General features: G+C 39.3%; 15 protein-coding genes. 10 read left to right on the top strand and 5 right to left on the bottom strand.

All coding sequences use genetic code 11. From position 1 onward, the window contains the following. Positions 1 to 15 precede the first annotated feature (15 nt). Positions 16 to 1,047 (top strand): tRNA (adenosine(37)-N6)-threonylcarbamoyltransferase complex transferase subunit TsaD, encoded by a 1,032-nt coding sequence (tsaD, locus tag AABB81_RS00360; RefSeq protein WP_342157845.1) that lies wholly within the window; start codon positions 16 to 18, stop codon positions 1,045 to 1,047. Between the two features lie 111 nt (positions 1,048 to 1,158). Here tsaD and capB read toward each other — a convergent pair whose 3' ends face one another. From capB to AABB81_RS00345, 3 genes are all read right to left on the bottom strand, one after another. Further along, complete coding sequence (gene capB, locus AABB81_RS00355) at positions 1,159 to 2,406, bottom strand: cysteate-C-fatty acyltransferase (RefSeq protein WP_342157844.1); 1,248 nt, start codon at positions 2,404 to 2,406, stop codon at positions 1,159 to 1,161. 166 nt (positions 2,407 to 2,572) lie between these two features. After that, entirely contained in the window at positions 2,573 to 3,610 is a 1,038-nt protein-coding gene (capA, locus tag AABB81_RS00350; protein ID WP_342157842.1) for a cysteate synthase, read from the bottom strand. A 121-nt stretch (positions 3,611 to 3,731) separates the two neighbouring features. Further along, the gene (locus tag AABB81_RS00345; protein ID WP_342157841.1) at positions 3,732 to 5,795 is read right to left on the bottom strand and encodes a S9 family peptidase; all 2,064 of its coding nucleotides are present in this window, start codon (positions 5,793 to 5,795) and stop codon (positions 3,732 to 3,734) included. A 182-nt stretch (positions 5,796 to 5,977) separates the two neighbouring features. Between AABB81_RS00345 and AABB81_RS00340 the strand changes: the two genes are divergently transcribed. Next, the gene (locus AABB81_RS00340; RefSeq protein ID WP_342157839.1) at positions 5,978 to 6,301 is read left to right on the top strand and encodes a YbaB/EbfC family nucleoid-associated protein; all 324 of its coding nucleotides are present in this window, start codon (positions 5,978 to 5,980) and stop codon (positions 6,299 to 6,301) included. 6 nt (positions 6,302 to 6,307) lie between these two features. On the opposite strand, the gene AABB81_RS00335 is transcribed toward AABB81_RS00340, so the two are convergent. Together AABB81_RS00335 and AABB81_RS00330 are read right to left on the bottom strand one after the other, a co-directional pair. Continuing rightward, entirely contained in the window at positions 6,308 to 6,988 is a 681-nt protein-coding gene (locus AABB81_RS00335; protein WP_342157837.1) for a lysoplasmalogenase, read from the bottom strand. Positions 6,989 to 6,991: 3 nt separating this feature from the next. Next, on the bottom strand, positions 6,992 to 8,884 hold the full coding sequence (locus AABB81_RS00330) for a hypothetical protein (protein ID WP_342157836.1): 1,893 nt from the start codon (positions 8,882 to 8,884) through the stop codon (positions 6,992 to 6,994). Between the two features lie 200 nt (positions 8,885 to 9,084). On the opposite strand from AABB81_RS00330, the gene AABB81_RS00325 reads away from it, so the two are divergent. The 8 genes from AABB81_RS00325 (at position 9,085) to AABB81_RS00290 (ending at position 16,743) form a co-directional block, all read left to right on the top strand. After that, on the top strand, positions 9,085 to 11,328 hold the full coding sequence (locus AABB81_RS00325) for a molybdopterin-containing oxidoreductase family protein (RefSeq protein ID WP_342157834.1): 2,244 nt from the start codon (positions 9,085 to 9,087) through the stop codon (positions 11,326 to 11,328). After that, on the top strand, positions 11,325 to 11,858 hold the full coding sequence (locus AABB81_RS00320) for a 4Fe-4S dicluster domain-containing protein (protein ID WP_342157833.1): 534 nt from the start codon (positions 11,325 to 11,327) through the stop codon (positions 11,856 to 11,858). Before AABB81_RS00325 ends, AABB81_RS00320 begins: the two co-directional genes overlap by 4 nt. Positions 11,859 to 11,870: 12 nt before the next feature. Beyond that, complete coding sequence (gene nrfD, locus AABB81_RS00315; protein WP_342157832.1) at positions 11,871 to 12,812, top strand: NrfD/PsrC family molybdoenzyme membrane anchor subunit; 942 nt, start codon at positions 11,871 to 11,873, stop codon at positions 12,810 to 12,812. A gap of 4 nt (positions 12,813 to 12,816) precedes the next feature. Further along, the gene (locus tag AABB81_RS00310; protein ID WP_342157830.1) at positions 12,817 to 13,347 is read left to right on the top strand and encodes a YeeE/YedE thiosulfate transporter family protein; all 531 of its coding nucleotides are present in this window, start codon (positions 12,817 to 12,819) and stop codon (positions 13,345 to 13,347) included. A 19-nt stretch (positions 13,348 to 13,366) separates the two neighbouring features. Continuing rightward, a complete protein-coding gene (locus AABB81_RS00305) occupies positions 13,367 to 13,957 on the top strand; it encodes a YeeE/YedE thiosulfate transporter family protein (RefSeq protein WP_342157828.1) in 591 nt (196 codons plus the stop codon). An 11-nt stretch (positions 13,958 to 13,968) separates the two neighbouring features. Beyond that, a complete protein-coding gene (locus AABB81_RS00300; RefSeq protein ID WP_342157827.1) occupies positions 13,969 to 14,634 on the top strand; it encodes a rhodanese-like domain-containing protein in 666 nt (221 codons plus the stop codon). Between the two features lie 38 nt (positions 14,635 to 14,672). Further along, entirely contained in the window at positions 14,673 to 15,296 is a 624-nt protein-coding gene (locus tag AABB81_RS00295) for a rhodanese-like domain-containing protein (RefSeq protein WP_342157826.1), read from the top strand. 448 nt (positions 15,297 to 15,744) lie between these two features. After that, a complete protein-coding gene (locus AABB81_RS00290) occupies positions 15,745 to 16,743 on the top strand; it encodes a rhodanese-like domain-containing protein (protein ID WP_342157825.1) in 999 nt (332 codons plus the stop codon). The last annotated feature ends 14 nt before the right edge of the window (positions 16,744 to 16,757 follow it).

The following is a 16,757-nucleotide window of genomic DNA, read 5'->3' as shown; positions in this document are numbered from 1 at the left end:
GCCTAAATTTTTCTCATGAAAAAAAAAACTATTCACATACTTTCCATTGAGTCATCCTGTGATGACACCGGAGCCGCAGTCCTTGAAAACAACAAGGTTCTGTCTAATGTTATTGCCGGTCAAAAAATTCATGAAGCCTATGGCGGAGTCGTCCCCGAGCTGGCTTCCAGAGCTCATCAACAGAATATTGTACCCGTTGTGGATCAGGCATTAAAAACAGCCGGAATTGAAAAAGAACAGTTACAGGCTATCGCCTTTACAAAAGGTCCGGGTTTAATGGGATCTTTACTCGTAGGCACTTCATTTGCAAAATCATTGTCAATTGCATTGAACATCCCTTTGATTCCAGTAAATCATATGCAGGCCCATGTTTTAGCTCATTTTATAGCCGAAGAAACCCAGAGCCCTCCTCCTTTTCCATTTCTTTGCATGACCATCAGTGGCGGACATACCCAAATACTCAAAGTAAGCGCCTATGACACATTTGAAATATTGGGGGAAACGATTGACGATGCCGTTGGAGAAGCCTTTGATAAAACCGCAAAATTACTTGGGCTTCCCTATCCCGGAGGTCCTTTGATTGACAAATATGCAAAAAAAGGCAAGCCTGAAGCTTTTTCTTTTTCAGAACCCAAAACACCCAGGCCCCTGGATTTTAGTTTTAGTGGTTTTAAAACTTCAATCCTGTATTTTTTACAAAAGGAACAAAAGAAAGATCCATCCTTTATCGAGAATAATCTCAATGATATATGTGCTTCTGTACAGCGCAGCATTGTAACAATTTTGATGAATAAATTAAAAAAGGCAGCAGAAATATCGGGCATCAGGCACATAGCCATTGCAGGTGGTGTTTCGGCCAATTCAGAGATCAGGTCCACCTTAAAGAGCATGGAATCACAATTGGGATGGACCACTTATATCCCGAAGTTTGAATATACCACCGATAATGCCGCGATGATTGGAATCGTTGGATATTTGAAATATTTGGACAAGGATTTTGGAGCAGAAAATACCGTGGCGACTTCAAGGTTAGATATCAATTCTTAATGATTGCAAGACGCTGGAACGATATTTCCTCAGGTGGTGAAACCGCCGTTTTATCACAAAAAAAATCCGAAACTTATAGCTCCGGATTTTTTTTATTTATGGCAGTTCGCTCTATGAGACAAAAGACGCTGCAATTTTTTTATATACACCTTTTGTAAGTTTCTCCCGAATAGAAGAAAAAGCTTCAATAGTTTCGCTAACATCATCCAGGTTATGTGCCGAGGTTGGAATCAATCTCAAAAGAATCATGCCTTTTGGGATGACGGGATATACAACAATTGAACAAAAAATGCGATAATTCTCCCTTAAGTCATGCACCATAGCCATGGCCTCAGGAATATCTCCCTCCAAAAATACAGGAGTGACGCAGGTATTTGTTTTACCGATATTGAATCCTTTTTCAACCAAACCATTTTGAAGGGCGTTTACGTTTTCCCATAACTTAGTTCTCAATTCGGGCATTGTCCTGATCATATCCAGTCTTTTCAATGCGCCTTTCACCATAGTCATTGGCAATGACTTGGCAAACATCTGCGACCTCATATTGTATTGTAAATACTTTATTACATCTTTATTCCCTGCAAAAAAGGCACCTATTCCGGCCATTGATTTTGCGAATGTGGCAAAATATACATCAATGGAATCCTGCACTCCCTGTTCTTCTCCTGCACCAGCACCTGTAGCTCCTAGTGTACCAAAACCATGGGCATCGTCCACCAATAATCTAAAGTTATACTTTTCCTTTAACGCAACAATCTCCTTCAACTTGCCCTGTTCTCCTCTCATTCCAAATACACCTTCACTAATCACAAGGATACCCCCATTGCTCTCTTCAGCTTTCTTAGCAGCCCTGATCAGGTTCTTTTCAAAGCTCTCCATATCATTATGGCGAAAAGTAAATCTTTTTCCTTGATGCAATCTCGCTCCATCTATAATACAGGCATGGGAATCCATGTCGTAGACTACAACATCATTCTTAGTCACCAAAGCATCGATTGCCGACACCATACCCTGATATCCGAAATTTACAAGATAAGCGGCCTCTTTACTCACAAACTCGGCACATTCTCGTTCCAGCTGTTCGTGATATTCCGTATGGCCACTCATCATTCTTGCCCCCATAGGATAAGCCATTCCATATTCTTTCGCAGCTTCTGCATCTGCCTTGATCACTTCAGGATGATTGGCAAGGCCGAGATAATCATTAATACTCCAGGTAATTACTTCCTGGCCGTTAAACCTCATTCGGTTTGAAATACTTCCCTCTAATTTAGGAAACACATAATAACCTTCAGCCTGCTCCGCCCATTTTCCAAGTGGCCCTTTATCCTTTATGATTCTTTCAAATAAGTCTTTCATGTTTCTGTATCATTTCAACAATGGGATAAAAAAAATCCACATTGTTTTTAATTCTCGGCAAAAATAGCAAAAATTGCTGTGAATCAGTTTCTATGTTTATAGTTTTTAATAAAAGGAAAAGGCGGTTTCTATTTTAAACCGCCTTTTCCTTTTAAATATTTATGCTCTATTTGATAATCTCAAGAGCATTTTTCTCATGTTTCTTTGAATCAAAGAACCCTTGTTCCCTCATCCATTCGTCACTGTAAATCTTTTCCATATATCTTGATCCATGATCGGGCAATATCATTACGACAACACTGTTTTTATCAAAGTATCCCTGCTCCGCATATTGAGTAGTCGCCTGAACTACAGCTCCACTGGTATATCCTGTAAAAAGTCCTTCCATTAATGCAAGCTCTCTGGCCTTGTGCGCAGCAGCTTCATCAGTAACCTTTTCAAATACATCTATCACTTCAAAATTAGTAGCGGATGGGATAAGGTTCTTTCCAAGGCCTTCAATTCTGTAAGGATATATCTCGTTGGTATCAAAATCAGATGTTTCGTGAAACTTCTTTAAGATCGAACCAAAGGCATCCACCCCAAGTATTTTCACATCGGGATTTTGTTCCTTTAAATATTTTCCGACGCCAGAAATCGTTCCCCCGGTACCACTGGCGACAACAACATGTGTCACCTTTCCTTTAGTTTGCTCCCATATTTCCGGGCCGGTAGACAGGTAATGGGCCTCTGAATTTAAATCGTTGAAGTACTGGTTGATATACACCGAATCAGCTGTTTCTTCGTGAAGCCTCTTTGCAACTTGATAATAAGATCTTGGGTCATCTGCGCTTACATTTGCAGGACAGACATACACTTTGGCACCCATAGAGCGAAGCATATTTATTTTACCCTTGGAAGCTTTTGAATTTACAGCCAGAATACATTCATATCCTTTAATGATACAAACCAATGCTATACTAAAACCAGTATTGCCCGAAGTAGTTTCTATAACTTTACTCCCCTTTTTCAGAATACCCCTCTTTTCTGCCTGCTCCACAATATGGGTTGCAATTCTGTCTTTCATGGAGTGCCCTGGATTAAAGGCTTCATATTTTGCTAAGAACTCACCGTTTAACTCTTTCGTTATTTTATTTAATCGTATCAGTGGTGTGTCGCCGACTAAATCTAATACACTATTAGTTATCCCGTTATGTTTTTTCATAAAAAAATAATACTTTGATTATAAAAACCTGGCAAATTTAAAAATATTTTTTTTAACTACCCATGTTTTATCCATAAGAATACCCCGATTGCTGCCAAAATTGGCATGATTCAAGTAAGATTTATTTTCTAATTCCTTCTAAATCAAATAGAAAGCAATAATCACGTGCCACTTCCTTCAATGCGTCAAATCTCCCGGATGCACCACCATGGCCAGTATCCAAATTTGTATACATCAGTAAGAGATTGTTGTCGGTTTTATTGACCCTTAACTTTGCTACCCATTTTGCCGGCTCAAAATACTGCACCTGAGAATCATGCAATCCCGTTGTAACAAGCATATGAGGATAATCATGTTTCCGGACGTTATCATAAGGTGAATAGGATAACATATACTCATATGCGTCCTTATGCTTAGGGTTGCCCCATTCATCAAACTCCCCTGTCGTTAAAGGTATACTTTCATCGAGCATGGTGGTCACAACGTCAACAAATGGAACCGCCGCAATCACGCCGTTAAAAATTTCTGGACAAATATTAATAACTGCACCTACCAGAAGACCTCCGGCCGAGCCGCCTTCGGCATATAAATGCGAAGGTGACGTATATTTTTCTTTAATAAGGTGTTTTGCAGCGTCTATAAAGTCATAAAACGTATTCATCTTCTTAAACATCTTACCCTCGTCATACCAGCTGCGTCCTAAATATTCACCGCCACGTACGTGAGCAGTGGCATAAACGAAGCCCCTGTCTAATAAGCTCAAACGCACAGAACTAAACCTGTCACTCACAATACTCCCGTAAGAACCGTAACCGTAAAGTAACAAGGGTGTATTCTCATTGATTTTGGTCGCTTTATTGTACACCAAAGAAACAGCAACACGCTGGCCATCTCTCGCAGTAGCCCATATTCTTTCACTCTTGTAATTTTCCTTGTTAAAATTACCTCCCAGGACTTCCTGCTCCTTTCTGATCTCCTTGGTTTTATGGTCTACGTTAAAATCGATTACCGAATTTGGGGTTGTAAGAGAATTATAACTGTACCTTATTATATTGGTATTAAATTCCGGGTTGTTATAGACTGAAGCAGAATAGGTTTCTTCTTCAAAAGGAAGGTAATAATCATCACTCCCATCCCATTTTTTTATCCTGATCTTATTCAGCCCATTCTGTCTTTCTTCCAAAATGAGAAAGTCCTTAAAGATTGAAATATCTTCCAACAGGGTGTTTTCCCTGTGCGGAATAACATCGGTCCAGTATTCCTTTGTGGTTTGGCCAATAGGGGTTTTCATCAACTTAAAGTTGAGTGCCTTGCCAACATTGGTAAGTATATAAAAATCCTGGTCATAATGTGCAACACTGTATTCCAAATCCCTTTCCCTGGGTTGGATTATGGTAAATGATCCTTCAGGATTATCAGCATCCAAATACCTGTATTCGGTTGACAATGTGCTGTAGGAACCAATGATAATAAACCTTTTTGATTTTGATTTATAAACAAAGGTCCAAAATGCCTCTTCCTTTTCTTCGAAAATTAATTGATCCTCTGAAGGGTCAGTTCCTAATATATGCTTGTATATCTTATCACTTCTCAGTGTTACAGGATCTTTACTTGCATAAAAAACCGTCTTGTGGTCATTCGCCCAGGCCGTGCTCCCCGAAGTATTATTAATGATTTCCGGAAAAAGTTCCCGGGTTTTTAGATTTTTAAAACGAAGGTCATACTGTCTTCTGCTAAGGGTATCCACCCCAAAAGAGGCAACGGTATTGATCGTATTCACATTAAGGCCCGTCAAGGCAAAATATTCATGTCCTGCAGCCATTTCGTTCACATCGACAATGACTTCTTCCTCTGCCTCCAGATTCCCCTTCTTTCTGGTATAAACAGGATACTGTTTGCCCAATTCATATTTGGTAATATAGTAGTAGCCATTTTTTTTATAAGGCACAGATTCATCATCTTCCTTTATCCTTGACTTCATTTCTTCAAAAAGGTCTTCCTGAAATTGTTTGGTATGGGCCATGACCTCATCATAATAGGCATTTTCGGCTTTCAAATAGTCAATTACTTTGGGATTTTCTCTTTGATTCAACCAATAATAATCATCAATACGAACATCTCCATGAATCTCCATTTTCTTAGGAATTCTTTCAGCTATTGGAGCCTTTATCTCCTTTTTCGGCATATAAGTAACTTTAAATATTCAGTCAATCTTTTTTCACGGGGAAATGCAAAAGTAAGAGATAATATTATGGAAATCACATTTAATTTATGCATTTAAAATAATGCATTAGCCTAAAATCCTTATTTTTACATATACCAATAATGGTAATGAATCCTAATAAATAACCAGAAAAACTACAGATTATGTTTGGAGATATGGAAGGCATGATGGCCAAATTAAAAGAAGCACAGGCCAAAATTGAAGAAACCAAAAACCGTTTGAATACTGTTTTGGTCGATGGTGATGCGGGCAATGGAATGGTAATCGCTACGGTTACAGCCAACAGGGAAGTTAAAAATATTGCCATAGATGACGAATTGCTTACCGATAAAGAGGCTCTGGAAGATTATTTGATCCTTGCGCTCAATAATGCGATCGAAAAAGCGAATAACATAAATGAAGCCGAAATGGCAGCTGCTGCCAAAGGAGGCCTACCTGATATTCCGGGAATGGATATGTTCAAATAGCGGCGGTTAATCTTCTTTCGAACCGGTATTACTTTCTGATTTCAACATATACGTTGCTATAAGGTACTGTGCCGCTATATAGGTGATCATAATGATGACTGGGTAGATCGATCGCTCTTGATAAAATTTATTCAAGGCGATAAGGCTGTCGGATACTATGAACAGTAAGGCACCTGTTAAAAGCCTTAGGCTGACCATATCCTTTTTGATCAAATAGTTTAACAGGGCGACAAAACCAAATAAAGAAATGGCCAGCCCGTAAACAAGAACCGGAATAAAAAAGTCTTGTAATCCTGGCTTTAACACAGTGATCAAAACAATGAAATAGACTAAAAAAGGTAGTAGCGCTTTTAGTTTGTTAATGAATGAACTACCTCTTAGACCTTTAGAGAATATACTGATATAAAGGAGCTGAGTGATTAAGAAAGCAGCAATTCCCATTAAAAATAAATTGCTTTTGTCGAGCAATAGTACATCACCCGCAAACGAGAATATCAAGGCAATTACATACCATTTGTTCACAGAACTTGTTCCTATCAAATAATAGGCGATCAAGGCCGGAATGATCAAGGGTTTACTCAATGTCTGCCAGAGGGAATCCCCGAGAAGTATGGCACAAATATCAATAACTGATACTAAAATAAAAATTAGAAGAATAACTTGTTGTAGCCGCCTGTTTTTTGACATAAATCAGAATTCTGGTAAAAGACATTTATCTGAAAGTTTCAAAAGTAATGGATTTAAACCGGTTTCTAAAGACTCTTTCATCACTTTAGAACCTTCTTTATGGCATTGTAAACAGGCTCCTACGGTTAAAACCCTCTTCTGTTCCTCAATACTGAAGGGCCTAAAATCACTTCTGGTAGACATTCTTTTCGATTCAGGAGCTTGTAAAAATGGAATCCAAGCGTCCTCCGGTAAACCATCTGTTATATTTAAGGCATATTCGGGTTCAAATTTCCAGGTTCCGTTATGCTCATGTAAGGTATAACTAAGACTTCCTTTTCCAAAGCCCAGTGCCGCGGGATCACTATGACACGAAGCACAACTTCTCACTTCTTTGGAAGTCGTATGAGGTGCATTAGGAGCATACAAGCGATCGAAACCCTGCTGCATATCAACACCTTCTGCATGTTGTGTAGGGTCTATAGACAAAATCATTCCCGGGATGGCGGGTACAATTTTTTTACCTTTAGCAGATGTCCTTATTCCCATCGCAGGAAAATCTGAACCAAATTCATACACGTGTTCTACCCAGGTTCCTTTGGTCATTTTTTTATCGAGCAAATCATAACCTTGTTTTATTTGATCGTATGTGTTGTGGCATCCTATGCATCTCGGCGCCCATTGCGAATGACAAGATGCGCAACTGAGCGATTCATGTGCTGCATCCCTGCTGCAAACTTCACTTTGCTTTTTTATCAAATGTTCCTTACCGTCTTTCTTGCCTATTAAATACACCTCCTCTTTTTCATTGACAAAAGTATTCACCAAAGGGTGCTGATCAGCCTTGACTGCCAGAATTTTCTTATCAGAATGTGTATAGTTTCTATGCATAAAAACCAACTTGGATTCATCATCCAAATCCTCATAAGTAATCGTTAAAGGTTCTTCCTTATAGTGACAATCTGAACAACTTAATGAAACAGCATCTTCTTCATGAAGATAATCCTTACCATCCCCCATCACTTCATGAGAACTGTGACAATCAATGCACAGCAGGCCTTTTGAATGATGCACATCATCTCCTTTAAATTCGTACACCCTTTTATCTTCAAATACTTTATATCCCTCTTGATCAATAAGATCATTCTCATCCAAAAGTGTTTCATGCCAGCCCATATAATTTGTAGATATACGACTTGAACGACTATGACAGCCAAAGCAATGTTCATCGCTAACAAATATATCAGTAGCCGGATGCATTTGCGGCAGCGTTTCCTTATTGGATGCTAAATAATCCTTTAACTGGCTGGCTGATTCCTCAGAATAATTCAGATGGCAGGCATTACAACCTCCACCTCTGCTAAGCTCTGTGATCGGGCCCAAAGTACTTTTTTCAGCGCCAAGATGACAATTTGCACAGAGATCTCTCAGGTGATCATCGACCGGACTATGGCTTAGTTCACGAATATCAAAATGATGGTCGGGGCTGTCGGTTTCACCAAAAACATATTTATCAACTGCTACCAGACCACTATTTGTGGTCATCAGGGAATGCTGAATTTTGTATAACTCATTTGGATGACAGACACCACAGGTCTGTTCAGCATTGTTCAAATTTCCTGGAATCACCACCATGTCTTTATGGGAAGATTCTTTATCTAAGGTATGAGGATTTCCCAAGTGACAGGCAACACAACCGATCAATTTGGGATCGTGAAATTGTGAAAGCCCCTTCACCTTGTCATGACAATAAAAACAAGATTCCTTATTTTGGCTCAGCGAAAAATATTCGTTCAATTCGGTACTTTGAGTCTGTTCGGAAATTCCAAACTTCATGACCAACCAAAAGCCTATAATAAACAGGAGTAAGAAACCCGTCGAGATCTTAATCAAAGTCCTGTTTTTTCCTGAGTCCATTAGTAACTTTTCAGCAAAGCTAAGCATCAATGATATGGCAAAGTATGAGTAATAGCAGTTTTTAGTCTTGGGTATGTGACCGCAGTCACAATTCAATATGATATTTATCATCAAAACAACTGCTGTTCCCCTCTAATTTTACCCAGAATATGATCTGCAAGACTGATAATGCAGTATCATAAGAAATAAAATAACAGATCATGGATAATTCAAGAAGGTCATTTATTAAAATATCAGCGCTAGGTGCCAGTGGCATCGCATTTACAACCACTGCCCTTAGTGCCATACCTTCCGATATGAATTCCAATGGAGCAAAGGATAAAAAGATTGGCTCAATACTAAGCAGGTCTGCTACCTACTGTGAGGTTTGTTTTTGGAAATGTGCCGCCTGGGTTTATTCAGATGAAAAGGGTAACATCCAAAAAATCATTGGAAATGAAAATGACCCTCATTGTTACGGACGTCTCTGCCCAAGAGGTACAGGAGGAGTTGGTATGTATACTGATGAGGATCGCCTGAAAACTCCATTAATAAGAACCAAAATTGACGGAAAAGACAGCTTCAGAGAAGCCAGTTGGGAAGAAGCACTTGATTTGGTAGCCAAAAACATGGAGAAGATTAAAACTGAATATGGCCCTGAATCAATGGCACTTATCAAACACGGTTCACCTGGAAGTCATTTGGAACATCTTTTCAAAGCATATGGTTCAGACACTGTTGCCGAACCAGCCTATGCCCAATGCCGCGGACCCCGGGAAACCGGATTCGGCCTTACTTTTGGTTCCTGGGTAGGATCACCTGAACCCACTGACATAAGAGACACGAAGTGTCTTGTACTTATTGGGTCGCATATCGGTGAAAATATGCACAACAGTCAGGTTCAGGAAATGTCGGATGCTATCGATAATGGTGCCAACATCATTACAGTAGACCCGAGATGTTCTACCGCCGCCAGTAAATCTCAACATTGGCTCGCCATTAAACCTGCAACGGATATCGCCTTATTGTTATCCTGGATGCACGTTTTGATTTATGAAGACATTTACAACAAAGAGTATGTAGAAAAGTATGGCTCCGGTTTTGAAGCCTTAAAAAAACATGTAAAACCCTTTAGCCCGGAATGGGCCTATGGCATCACAACTGTTAAACCAAAAGAGATTCGAAAAACGGCAAGAATTATGGCAGCCGCTGCTCCTTCAACCATCGTTCATCCTGGCAGGCACGTTACCTGGTATGGAGATGATTCTCAAAGAGCACGCGCCATTGCCATACTCAACGGACTACTAGGTTCGTGGGGTAACAGAGGTGGGTTTTACTTTAAAGAAAAAATTTCGGTTCCCAAATTTCCACATCCGCCATATCCGCATCCAAAATGGGGTTGGAAAGAACTTGTTGAAAAATATCCATTTGCAGAAATGGGAAGTACCATGGAAGTTATCAAAGCCTCAATACCGGGTGCTGATCAAAAATACCCGATCAAAGGCTGGTTTGTAGCCGGTACCAACCTGGTGGCCTCTGTACCTAAGCGGAAGGTTATCGAAGAAGCTATTCAATCTCTTGACTTTATGGTAGTCATGGACACCATGCCTATGGAGATCACCGGATATGCAGATGTTATTCTACCAGAATGTACTTATTTGGAACGTTACGATGGCATAAGATCAGCAACCAACAGAGAACCATCAATCGCTTTAAGGTCTCCGGCCGTTCCTCCAAAATACAATTCTAAGCCAGCCTGGTGGATGGCCAAAGAGATTGGAAATCGATTGGACCTGGCCGAATATTTTAATTATAACGACTATGAAGAAGTTATCGACTGGCAGTTGAAAGAGATGGGCAGTTCACTGGAAGAGATGAAAAAAATCGGTGTAAAAAACTTTAAACGAAAATCAGGAGCCCTGTATATGCAGAAGGGTAAAACGCATGAATTTGCTACACCAAGTGGAAAAATTGAATTCTATTCTGAGGAATTGGCTAGTCATGGATTAGATCCTATTCCGGTATACACGTCTCATGACAGCCCTAAGCAAGGTTTTTACCGACTCAATTACGGAAGATCGCCCATGCATACATTCAGCAGAACGATTAACAATCCTAACCTAAGTGATCTTACCAGCGAAAATATGCTTTGGGTGAATCCAAAAGTAGCCAGAATTGAAGGCTTGAAAAATAATCAGGAAGTCTGGCTTCAAAATCAGGATGGAGTAAATTCAAGTTTTCCTATTAAGGTCAGGGTAACTGAAAGGATCAGATGGGACTCGGTGTATATGTATCACGGTTTCGGTCATTCCAATAAAAAATTAACAAGGGCACATGGCAAGGGAGCTAGTGACACAGAATTGATTTCAAGAATAGCAATCGACCCACTTATGGGTGGCACAGGCATGAGAGGCAACTTTGTGAAAATTTTACTTGATAACCCAATTAAAGAGACTATACTATGAAATATGCCATGGTCATAGATACGCTGAAATGCGTCGGTTGCAGTGATTGTGTTGTCGCTTGTCAAACTGAAAATAACGTACCTATAGGATATTGCAGAGACTGGGTAACTGAATCTGTCAACGGGTCATATCCACACGTCGAACTGGAACTCAAATCTGAACGCTGTAATCATTGCGACAACGCCCCATGCGTAAGATGCTGCCCAACAGGAGCCAGCCATGTGGCTGAAGGCGGAATTGTTCTTGTCACAGCAGGCGAATGCATTGGTTGCGGGGCATGTATAGAATCCTGTCCTTACGATGCAAGGTTCCAACACCCTGACGGATATGTGGATAAATGCACATTCTGCGCACAAAGGTTAAAAGAAGGGCAACTTCCCGCCTGTGTTTCAGTCTGTCCAACCAAGTGTATGTATTTTGGAGATCTTGACGATCCGACAAGCAAGGTTTCACACCTTCTTCAGTCAAGAAAACACAAAGTGCTCGCTCCAGAAGCTGGAACAAAACCAAATGTTTATTATTTAATCTGATACCACAACATCATGCAAGAAGAAATATTTATCAGCGGCAGAAATATTCCTAAAATTGATCCGTATCTGGAAATATGGCATTTTCCCATTTCACTATACCTTTTTTTAGGAGGTATGGCAGCAGGAATCATATTTTTTGCTTCCCTCTTTACCGTACTAAGACGAGAAAAGCAGGTGCAAACAGCGATTAAACCAGCAATGATCATCGTTCTTATTGCGCTGATCATAGGTCTCCTGGCCTTGTTCTATGATCTTACGCACAAACTTTATGTTTGGAGATTGTATACCACGATAAGAATTGAATCACCGATGTCTTGGGGTGCCTGGGTACTTCTTTTTATAACTATCGGAACATTTCTATGGATCTTGAGCTACTTTTCTGAACTCTTCCCAAAATGGGATCTAAAATTCAAATGGTTAAAACAAATTGAGCAATTTCTTATTAAAAACAGAAGGAATTTGGCGTTAATCATGTTACCCTTATCTTTAATTCTCGGTATATATACAGGTATACTTCTTTCTGCCTTTAATGCACGGCCGCTTTGGAATAATGCCATCTTAGGACCTTTGTTCCTGGTATCGGGACTTTCAACGGGTGCAGCCTGTATTATTTTATTTTCTAAAGATCATTATGAACGGAAATTATTTAGCAAAATAGATCTCGCCCTGATCTTTATAGAACTTGCCCTTATTGTACATATGATTATGGGAATGTACGCCGGATCTGCCGTACAGTTGGAAGCCCTTGACATCCTCATTGGCGGAGAATATACGGTTATGTTCTTTGTGTTTGTGATTATTCTCGGACTGATTTTCCCCGCCATTTTAGAGGGAATAGAGCTTCTTGGCTATAAAGTACCCGTGGCGATTCCAGCCATACTCATTCTAATAGGGGGGCTTATTTTTAGAATGGTCATGATTGAAGCCGGACAACTAACAAGATATTTATACTGACAAAATGCAAAAGGAAAAACAAAACAAAAGGCACGTTTACTGGAATCCATATTTTGGAGGCTTCCTGCTTGGCTTATTGATCATTTTCACTTTCTATATTACAGGCAGGGGATTAGGAGCTGGCGGAGCTGTGAAAAGTGATGTTGTCACAGTCATTAATAAGGTTTCGCCCGAGCACACTGAAAATAATGCTTACTATAAAAAAAATTTAAACAAAGAAACATCCCCAATGAATAACTGGCTGGTTTTTGAAGCACTCGGAGTCATCATGGGCGCTTTTCTTTCAGGAGCTATCACAGGACGAATCAAGTTAAAAACACAACATTCACCTAAAATTTCGGCAAACAGAAGATTAGTCTTTGCACTCATTGGAGGGCTGCTTTTTGGTTTTGGGGCTCAAATCGCCAGGGGTTGCACCAGTGGCGCTGCCTTAAGTGGTGTCTCAGTAATGGCAACCGCAGGATTTATAAGCATGCTTTCAATTTTTGGAACCGGATATCTCGTGGCGTATTTCTTTAGAAAAAACTGGATTTAATCAATAAAACTATCAAAACATGGGACCTCTTATTCCAAATGAATTCATACCTGCCGAATGGAACTTTGTGTTGGCCATTCTTATAGGAATTGCCTTTGGCTATATCATGGAAGCTTCAGGGTTTTCCTCCTCACGAAAACTTATCGGTGTTTTTTATGGCTATGACTTTGCTGTTTTAAAGGTATTCTTTACGGCATGTATAGTTGCGCTTATCGGCTTGAACTATATGGATTATCTCAACTGGATCGATATGACCCAACTCTTTGTACAACCTACCTACCTCTGGGCTGCTATAGTTGGTGGTTTTATCATGGGAATAGGATTCCTGGCAGGCGGATTTTGTCCCGGAACAAGTTTATGCGCCGCGGGCATTGGAAAAATAGACGGCATCATTTTCACCATAGGGCTCTTTATAGGGATCGTTATTTTTTCTGAATCCTTTACCTGGTTACAACCACTTTATGAAAAATCAAATCTGGGACATATTACCCTTGATGAAACTCTGGGTATATCCCCTTATCTGATCATTTTTATTTTTACCCTGATTGCCATCCTGGCCTTCTATATTTCAGATGTGGTCAGGAAACGAGTCAAGAAAGTTTTTTACTAAAATAGCTTCATATGTCAGCAACGTATACAACAAAAAAAATCCTGGTAAAAAGAAGTTATCAGTTTTTAGCCTTGATCCTGATCTTATTGGCAGGTGGGTTATTTTTGATTCCAAAACATCAAAAACACGATGGTATCCCACCCGAACAATTCGTGAAAAATTTATTGAGTACAGAAAGGTATATTTCAACAGATCTCATGGCAGACAGAATGGTCAATCAAGATCCCGTTTTATTGCTAATTGATACCAGAACTACTGAGGAATTTGAGAAATTCAGCCTTCCCAACGCGATACATATACCTCTTGCTCAGATGTTTGATAAAAACCTGAATGCTTATCTCAATCAGGACATTTACGATATTGTGCTTTTTGCCAACGACAATTTTTTGGCCAATGAAGCCTGGATGATTGGCAACCGACTGGGTTATCAAAGACTTTATGTGCTGGATGGCGGTCTAAACGCCTGGTTTGAGACCATAATCGAACCCCCATATCCAAAAGAAACAATGTCTAATGAAGCATTTGAATTATATGCATTTAGAAAGGCTGCAGGAAAATACTTTGGCGTGGCCAATGATACGGTTGAAATCGAAACCAAAGTGATCAAAAAGAAAGCACCAAAAAAGGTGATTACCAAGCCCAAAAAAAAGAAAAAAATGCCCGAAGGAGGCTGCTAAATAACCCATTATTGTAAATAACCTATATCCCACAAAAGATGAAAGAACTAGAAAAAACAAAAAGAATATCCATATCGGCCATACTCTTTTTGTTAGTTATTGTGATCGGTTTACTCACATTTAGAAAACCCGAGTTCAGTTTTTCAAACAGTTCGGCCAAAACTTTGGAAGTTGTCACTAATAGTAATCATCTAATTTCGTTGGATGACTTCAAAAATTTAGATCCGTCAACGTATAAACTTATTGATATCAGAACTAATTTTGATTTTTCAAAAGGTCACCTCGATAATGCCATCAACATTCCCATAAGTCAAATCCTGGAAGCACTGGGTAATGGTAGTTTTAGTGATGAGGAACCAACAGAAAAAACAGTGATCATTTACGGTGAACATCCGCAGGATGCCGATGCCGTATGGATGCTTTTGTTTCAAATGGGTTATGAGCAGATAAAGATACTAAGTATCAGGACCTCTTATGAGAACAGACAATTCCATGTAAAAAATGTGGAAGTTGGAAAGCCTTCGTACGATTTTGCTGAAACAATGAGAAAGGCAAGCATTCAAAAAATTAAAAAAGTTGAAGCTAAACCTGCTCTGGCTCCAAAGAAAAAAGTCATCACACAACCTAAAAAGAAAAAGAAAATGCCAGAAGGAGGCTGTTGATAATTTGCATTATGACGTCTTCACAATTAGTTTGATTGCTTTGTGAAATATCCCCGCCTTGAGCGGGGATATTTTTGGTCAAAAAAAATGATTTTTACAATACCAATTGACGCTTTTTCTGGCCAAGACAGTCGCCTGATGTATTAAAAAAAAAGAGTAAATGATATCTTTAAGACGACTCCGATTCCATTTCGAAGCATGTATGTAATACAACCATTTCGATTTTTGCAATTTACATTTTTAACTTACTGATTTACAGTATTTTAAATTATTTTTTCTGTTCTATTTTGTTTGTAATAATTGTAGCGCTGTTATGTAACTTTTGATACTGAGCAAACTCATTATGTATTGATATTTCCTGAGAAATGTCATGAAATTATGACCTCTTCAAAATTATTTTTAGCCTAAGTATAAACAGATAAACAATTGAATTTTAAATTTTTACATCATGAGAAAACTATCATTTATTCTCTTAATCATGCTTTTGCCAGCTACTCTTTTGATCAGTAGTTTTAAAGAGCCGAGTACAAGTGTTAACAACCTGAACCCCCCGAATGAATTTGAGACACTGCTGAGTTTCCTTGAAGCCAACAGAAATTTCATCAATACTGATGCTGCACCTGCCCTGATCCCTGCTGATGAGGTTAAGAAAAATTTTAAGAACCCCAAATATCATATCATAGATATTAGGAGTGCGACCTGGTTTGAATATGGTCATATTAAAAACGCTGCAAATGTTCAACCAGCTGATCTTCTTAATCATTTCGAAAACAGTATTATTCCCTCCGAGTATGACAAGATCGTTTTGGTCTGTTATTCAGGGCAGTCTGCGGCCTATTTTACAAGCCTGCTTAGATTAGCCGGATATGACAATGCTTATAGCATGAACTGGGGAATGAGTTCCTGGAGGGTTGATTTTGCAGAAAATTCATGGCTCAAAAATACCTCTGACGATTTTAACTCAAAATTAGAAACTACTTCTAATGAAAAAGCGAATAAAGGTGCTGCACCTGCTATTAGCACCGGGAAAAGTGAAGGAGAAGCTATATTAAGAGCTCGATTGGAGAAAGCATTTGCTACTCCTTATAAAGAATCTATTGTAAAATCATCAGCTGTGTTTGAGCTGCCTGCAGACTACTATATCATAGATTATAATGGCGCCGACAGGTATGCAAAAGGCCATATCCCACAAGCCGTACAATACGACCCAAATGCTTCTCTTAGTTCAACAACAGATTTACTTACGATTCCTACAGATAAGAGGGTCTTGGTTTATGGACCAACCGGTCAGGAAACCGCCTATGTTGTGGCCTATCTCAACGTACTTGGTTACAATGCCGGAAATCTTGCATATGGTGGCAACAGCTTTATGCATAAAACTTTAAAAGACAATAATTGGGAAGCTTTTACAAAAAAAGACGTGAACATGTTTCCCGTAATAGAATAATTACAACTCAAAAT

The sequence above is a fragment of the Lutimonas vermicola genome, from assembly GCF_038433205.1.
Taxonomy (GTDB): domain Bacteria; phylum Bacteroidota; class Bacteroidia; order Flavobacteriales; family Flavobacteriaceae; genus Lutimonas; species Lutimonas vermicola.
This window is presented reverse-complemented; position numbering and strand designations above follow the sequence as displayed.

Excerpts from the sequence above, each read along its gene's own strand:
- tsaD (WP_342157845.1), top strand. The coding sequence starts at position 16 with ATGAAAAAAAAAACTATTCACATACTTTCCATTGAGTCATCCTGTGAT.
- capB (WP_342157844.1), bottom strand. The coding sequence starts at position 2,406 with ATGAAAGACTTATTTGAAAGAATCATAAAGGATAAAGGGCCACTTGGA.
- capA (WP_342157842.1), bottom strand. The coding sequence starts at position 3,610 with ATGAAAAAACATAACGGGATAACTAATAGTGTATTAGATTTAGTCGGC.
- AABB81_RS00345 (WP_342157841.1), bottom strand. The coding sequence starts at position 5,795 with ATGCCGAAAAAGGAGATAAAGGCTCCAATAGCTGAAAGAATTCCTAAG.
- AABB81_RS00340 (WP_342157839.1), top strand. The coding sequence starts at position 5,978 with ATGTTTGGAGATATGGAAGGCATGATGGCCAAATTAAAAGAAGCACAG.
- AABB81_RS00335 (WP_342157837.1), bottom strand. The coding sequence starts at position 6,988 with ATGTCAAAAAACAGGCGGCTACAACAAGTTATTCTTCTAATTTTTATT.
- AABB81_RS00330 (WP_342157836.1), bottom strand. The coding sequence starts at position 8,884 with ATGGACTCAGGAAAAAACAGGACTTTGATTAAGATCTCGACGGGTTTC.
- AABB81_RS00325 (WP_342157834.1), top strand. The coding sequence starts at position 9,085 with ATGGATAATTCAAGAAGGTCATTTATTAAAATATCAGCGCTAGGTGCC.
- AABB81_RS00320 (WP_342157833.1), top strand. The coding sequence starts at position 11,325 with ATGAAATATGCCATGGTCATAGATACGCTGAAATGCGTCGGTTGCAGT.
- nrfD (WP_342157832.1), top strand. The coding sequence starts at position 11,871 with ATGCAAGAAGAAATATTTATCAGCGGCAGAAATATTCCTAAAATTGAT.
- AABB81_RS00310 (WP_342157830.1), top strand. The coding sequence starts at position 12,817 with ATGCAAAAGGAAAAACAAAACAAAAGGCACGTTTACTGGAATCCATAT.
- AABB81_RS00305 (WP_342157828.1), top strand. The coding sequence starts at position 13,367 with ATGGGACCTCTTATTCCAAATGAATTCATACCTGCCGAATGGAACTTT.
- AABB81_RS00300 (WP_342157827.1), top strand. The coding sequence starts at position 13,969 with ATGTCAGCAACGTATACAACAAAAAAAATCCTGGTAAAAAGAAGTTAT.
- AABB81_RS00295 (WP_342157826.1), top strand. The coding sequence starts at position 14,673 with ATGAAAGAACTAGAAAAAACAAAAAGAATATCCATATCGGCCATACTC.
- AABB81_RS00290 (WP_342157825.1), top strand. The coding sequence starts at position 15,745 with ATGAGAAAACTATCATTTATTCTCTTAATCATGCTTTTGCCAGCTACT.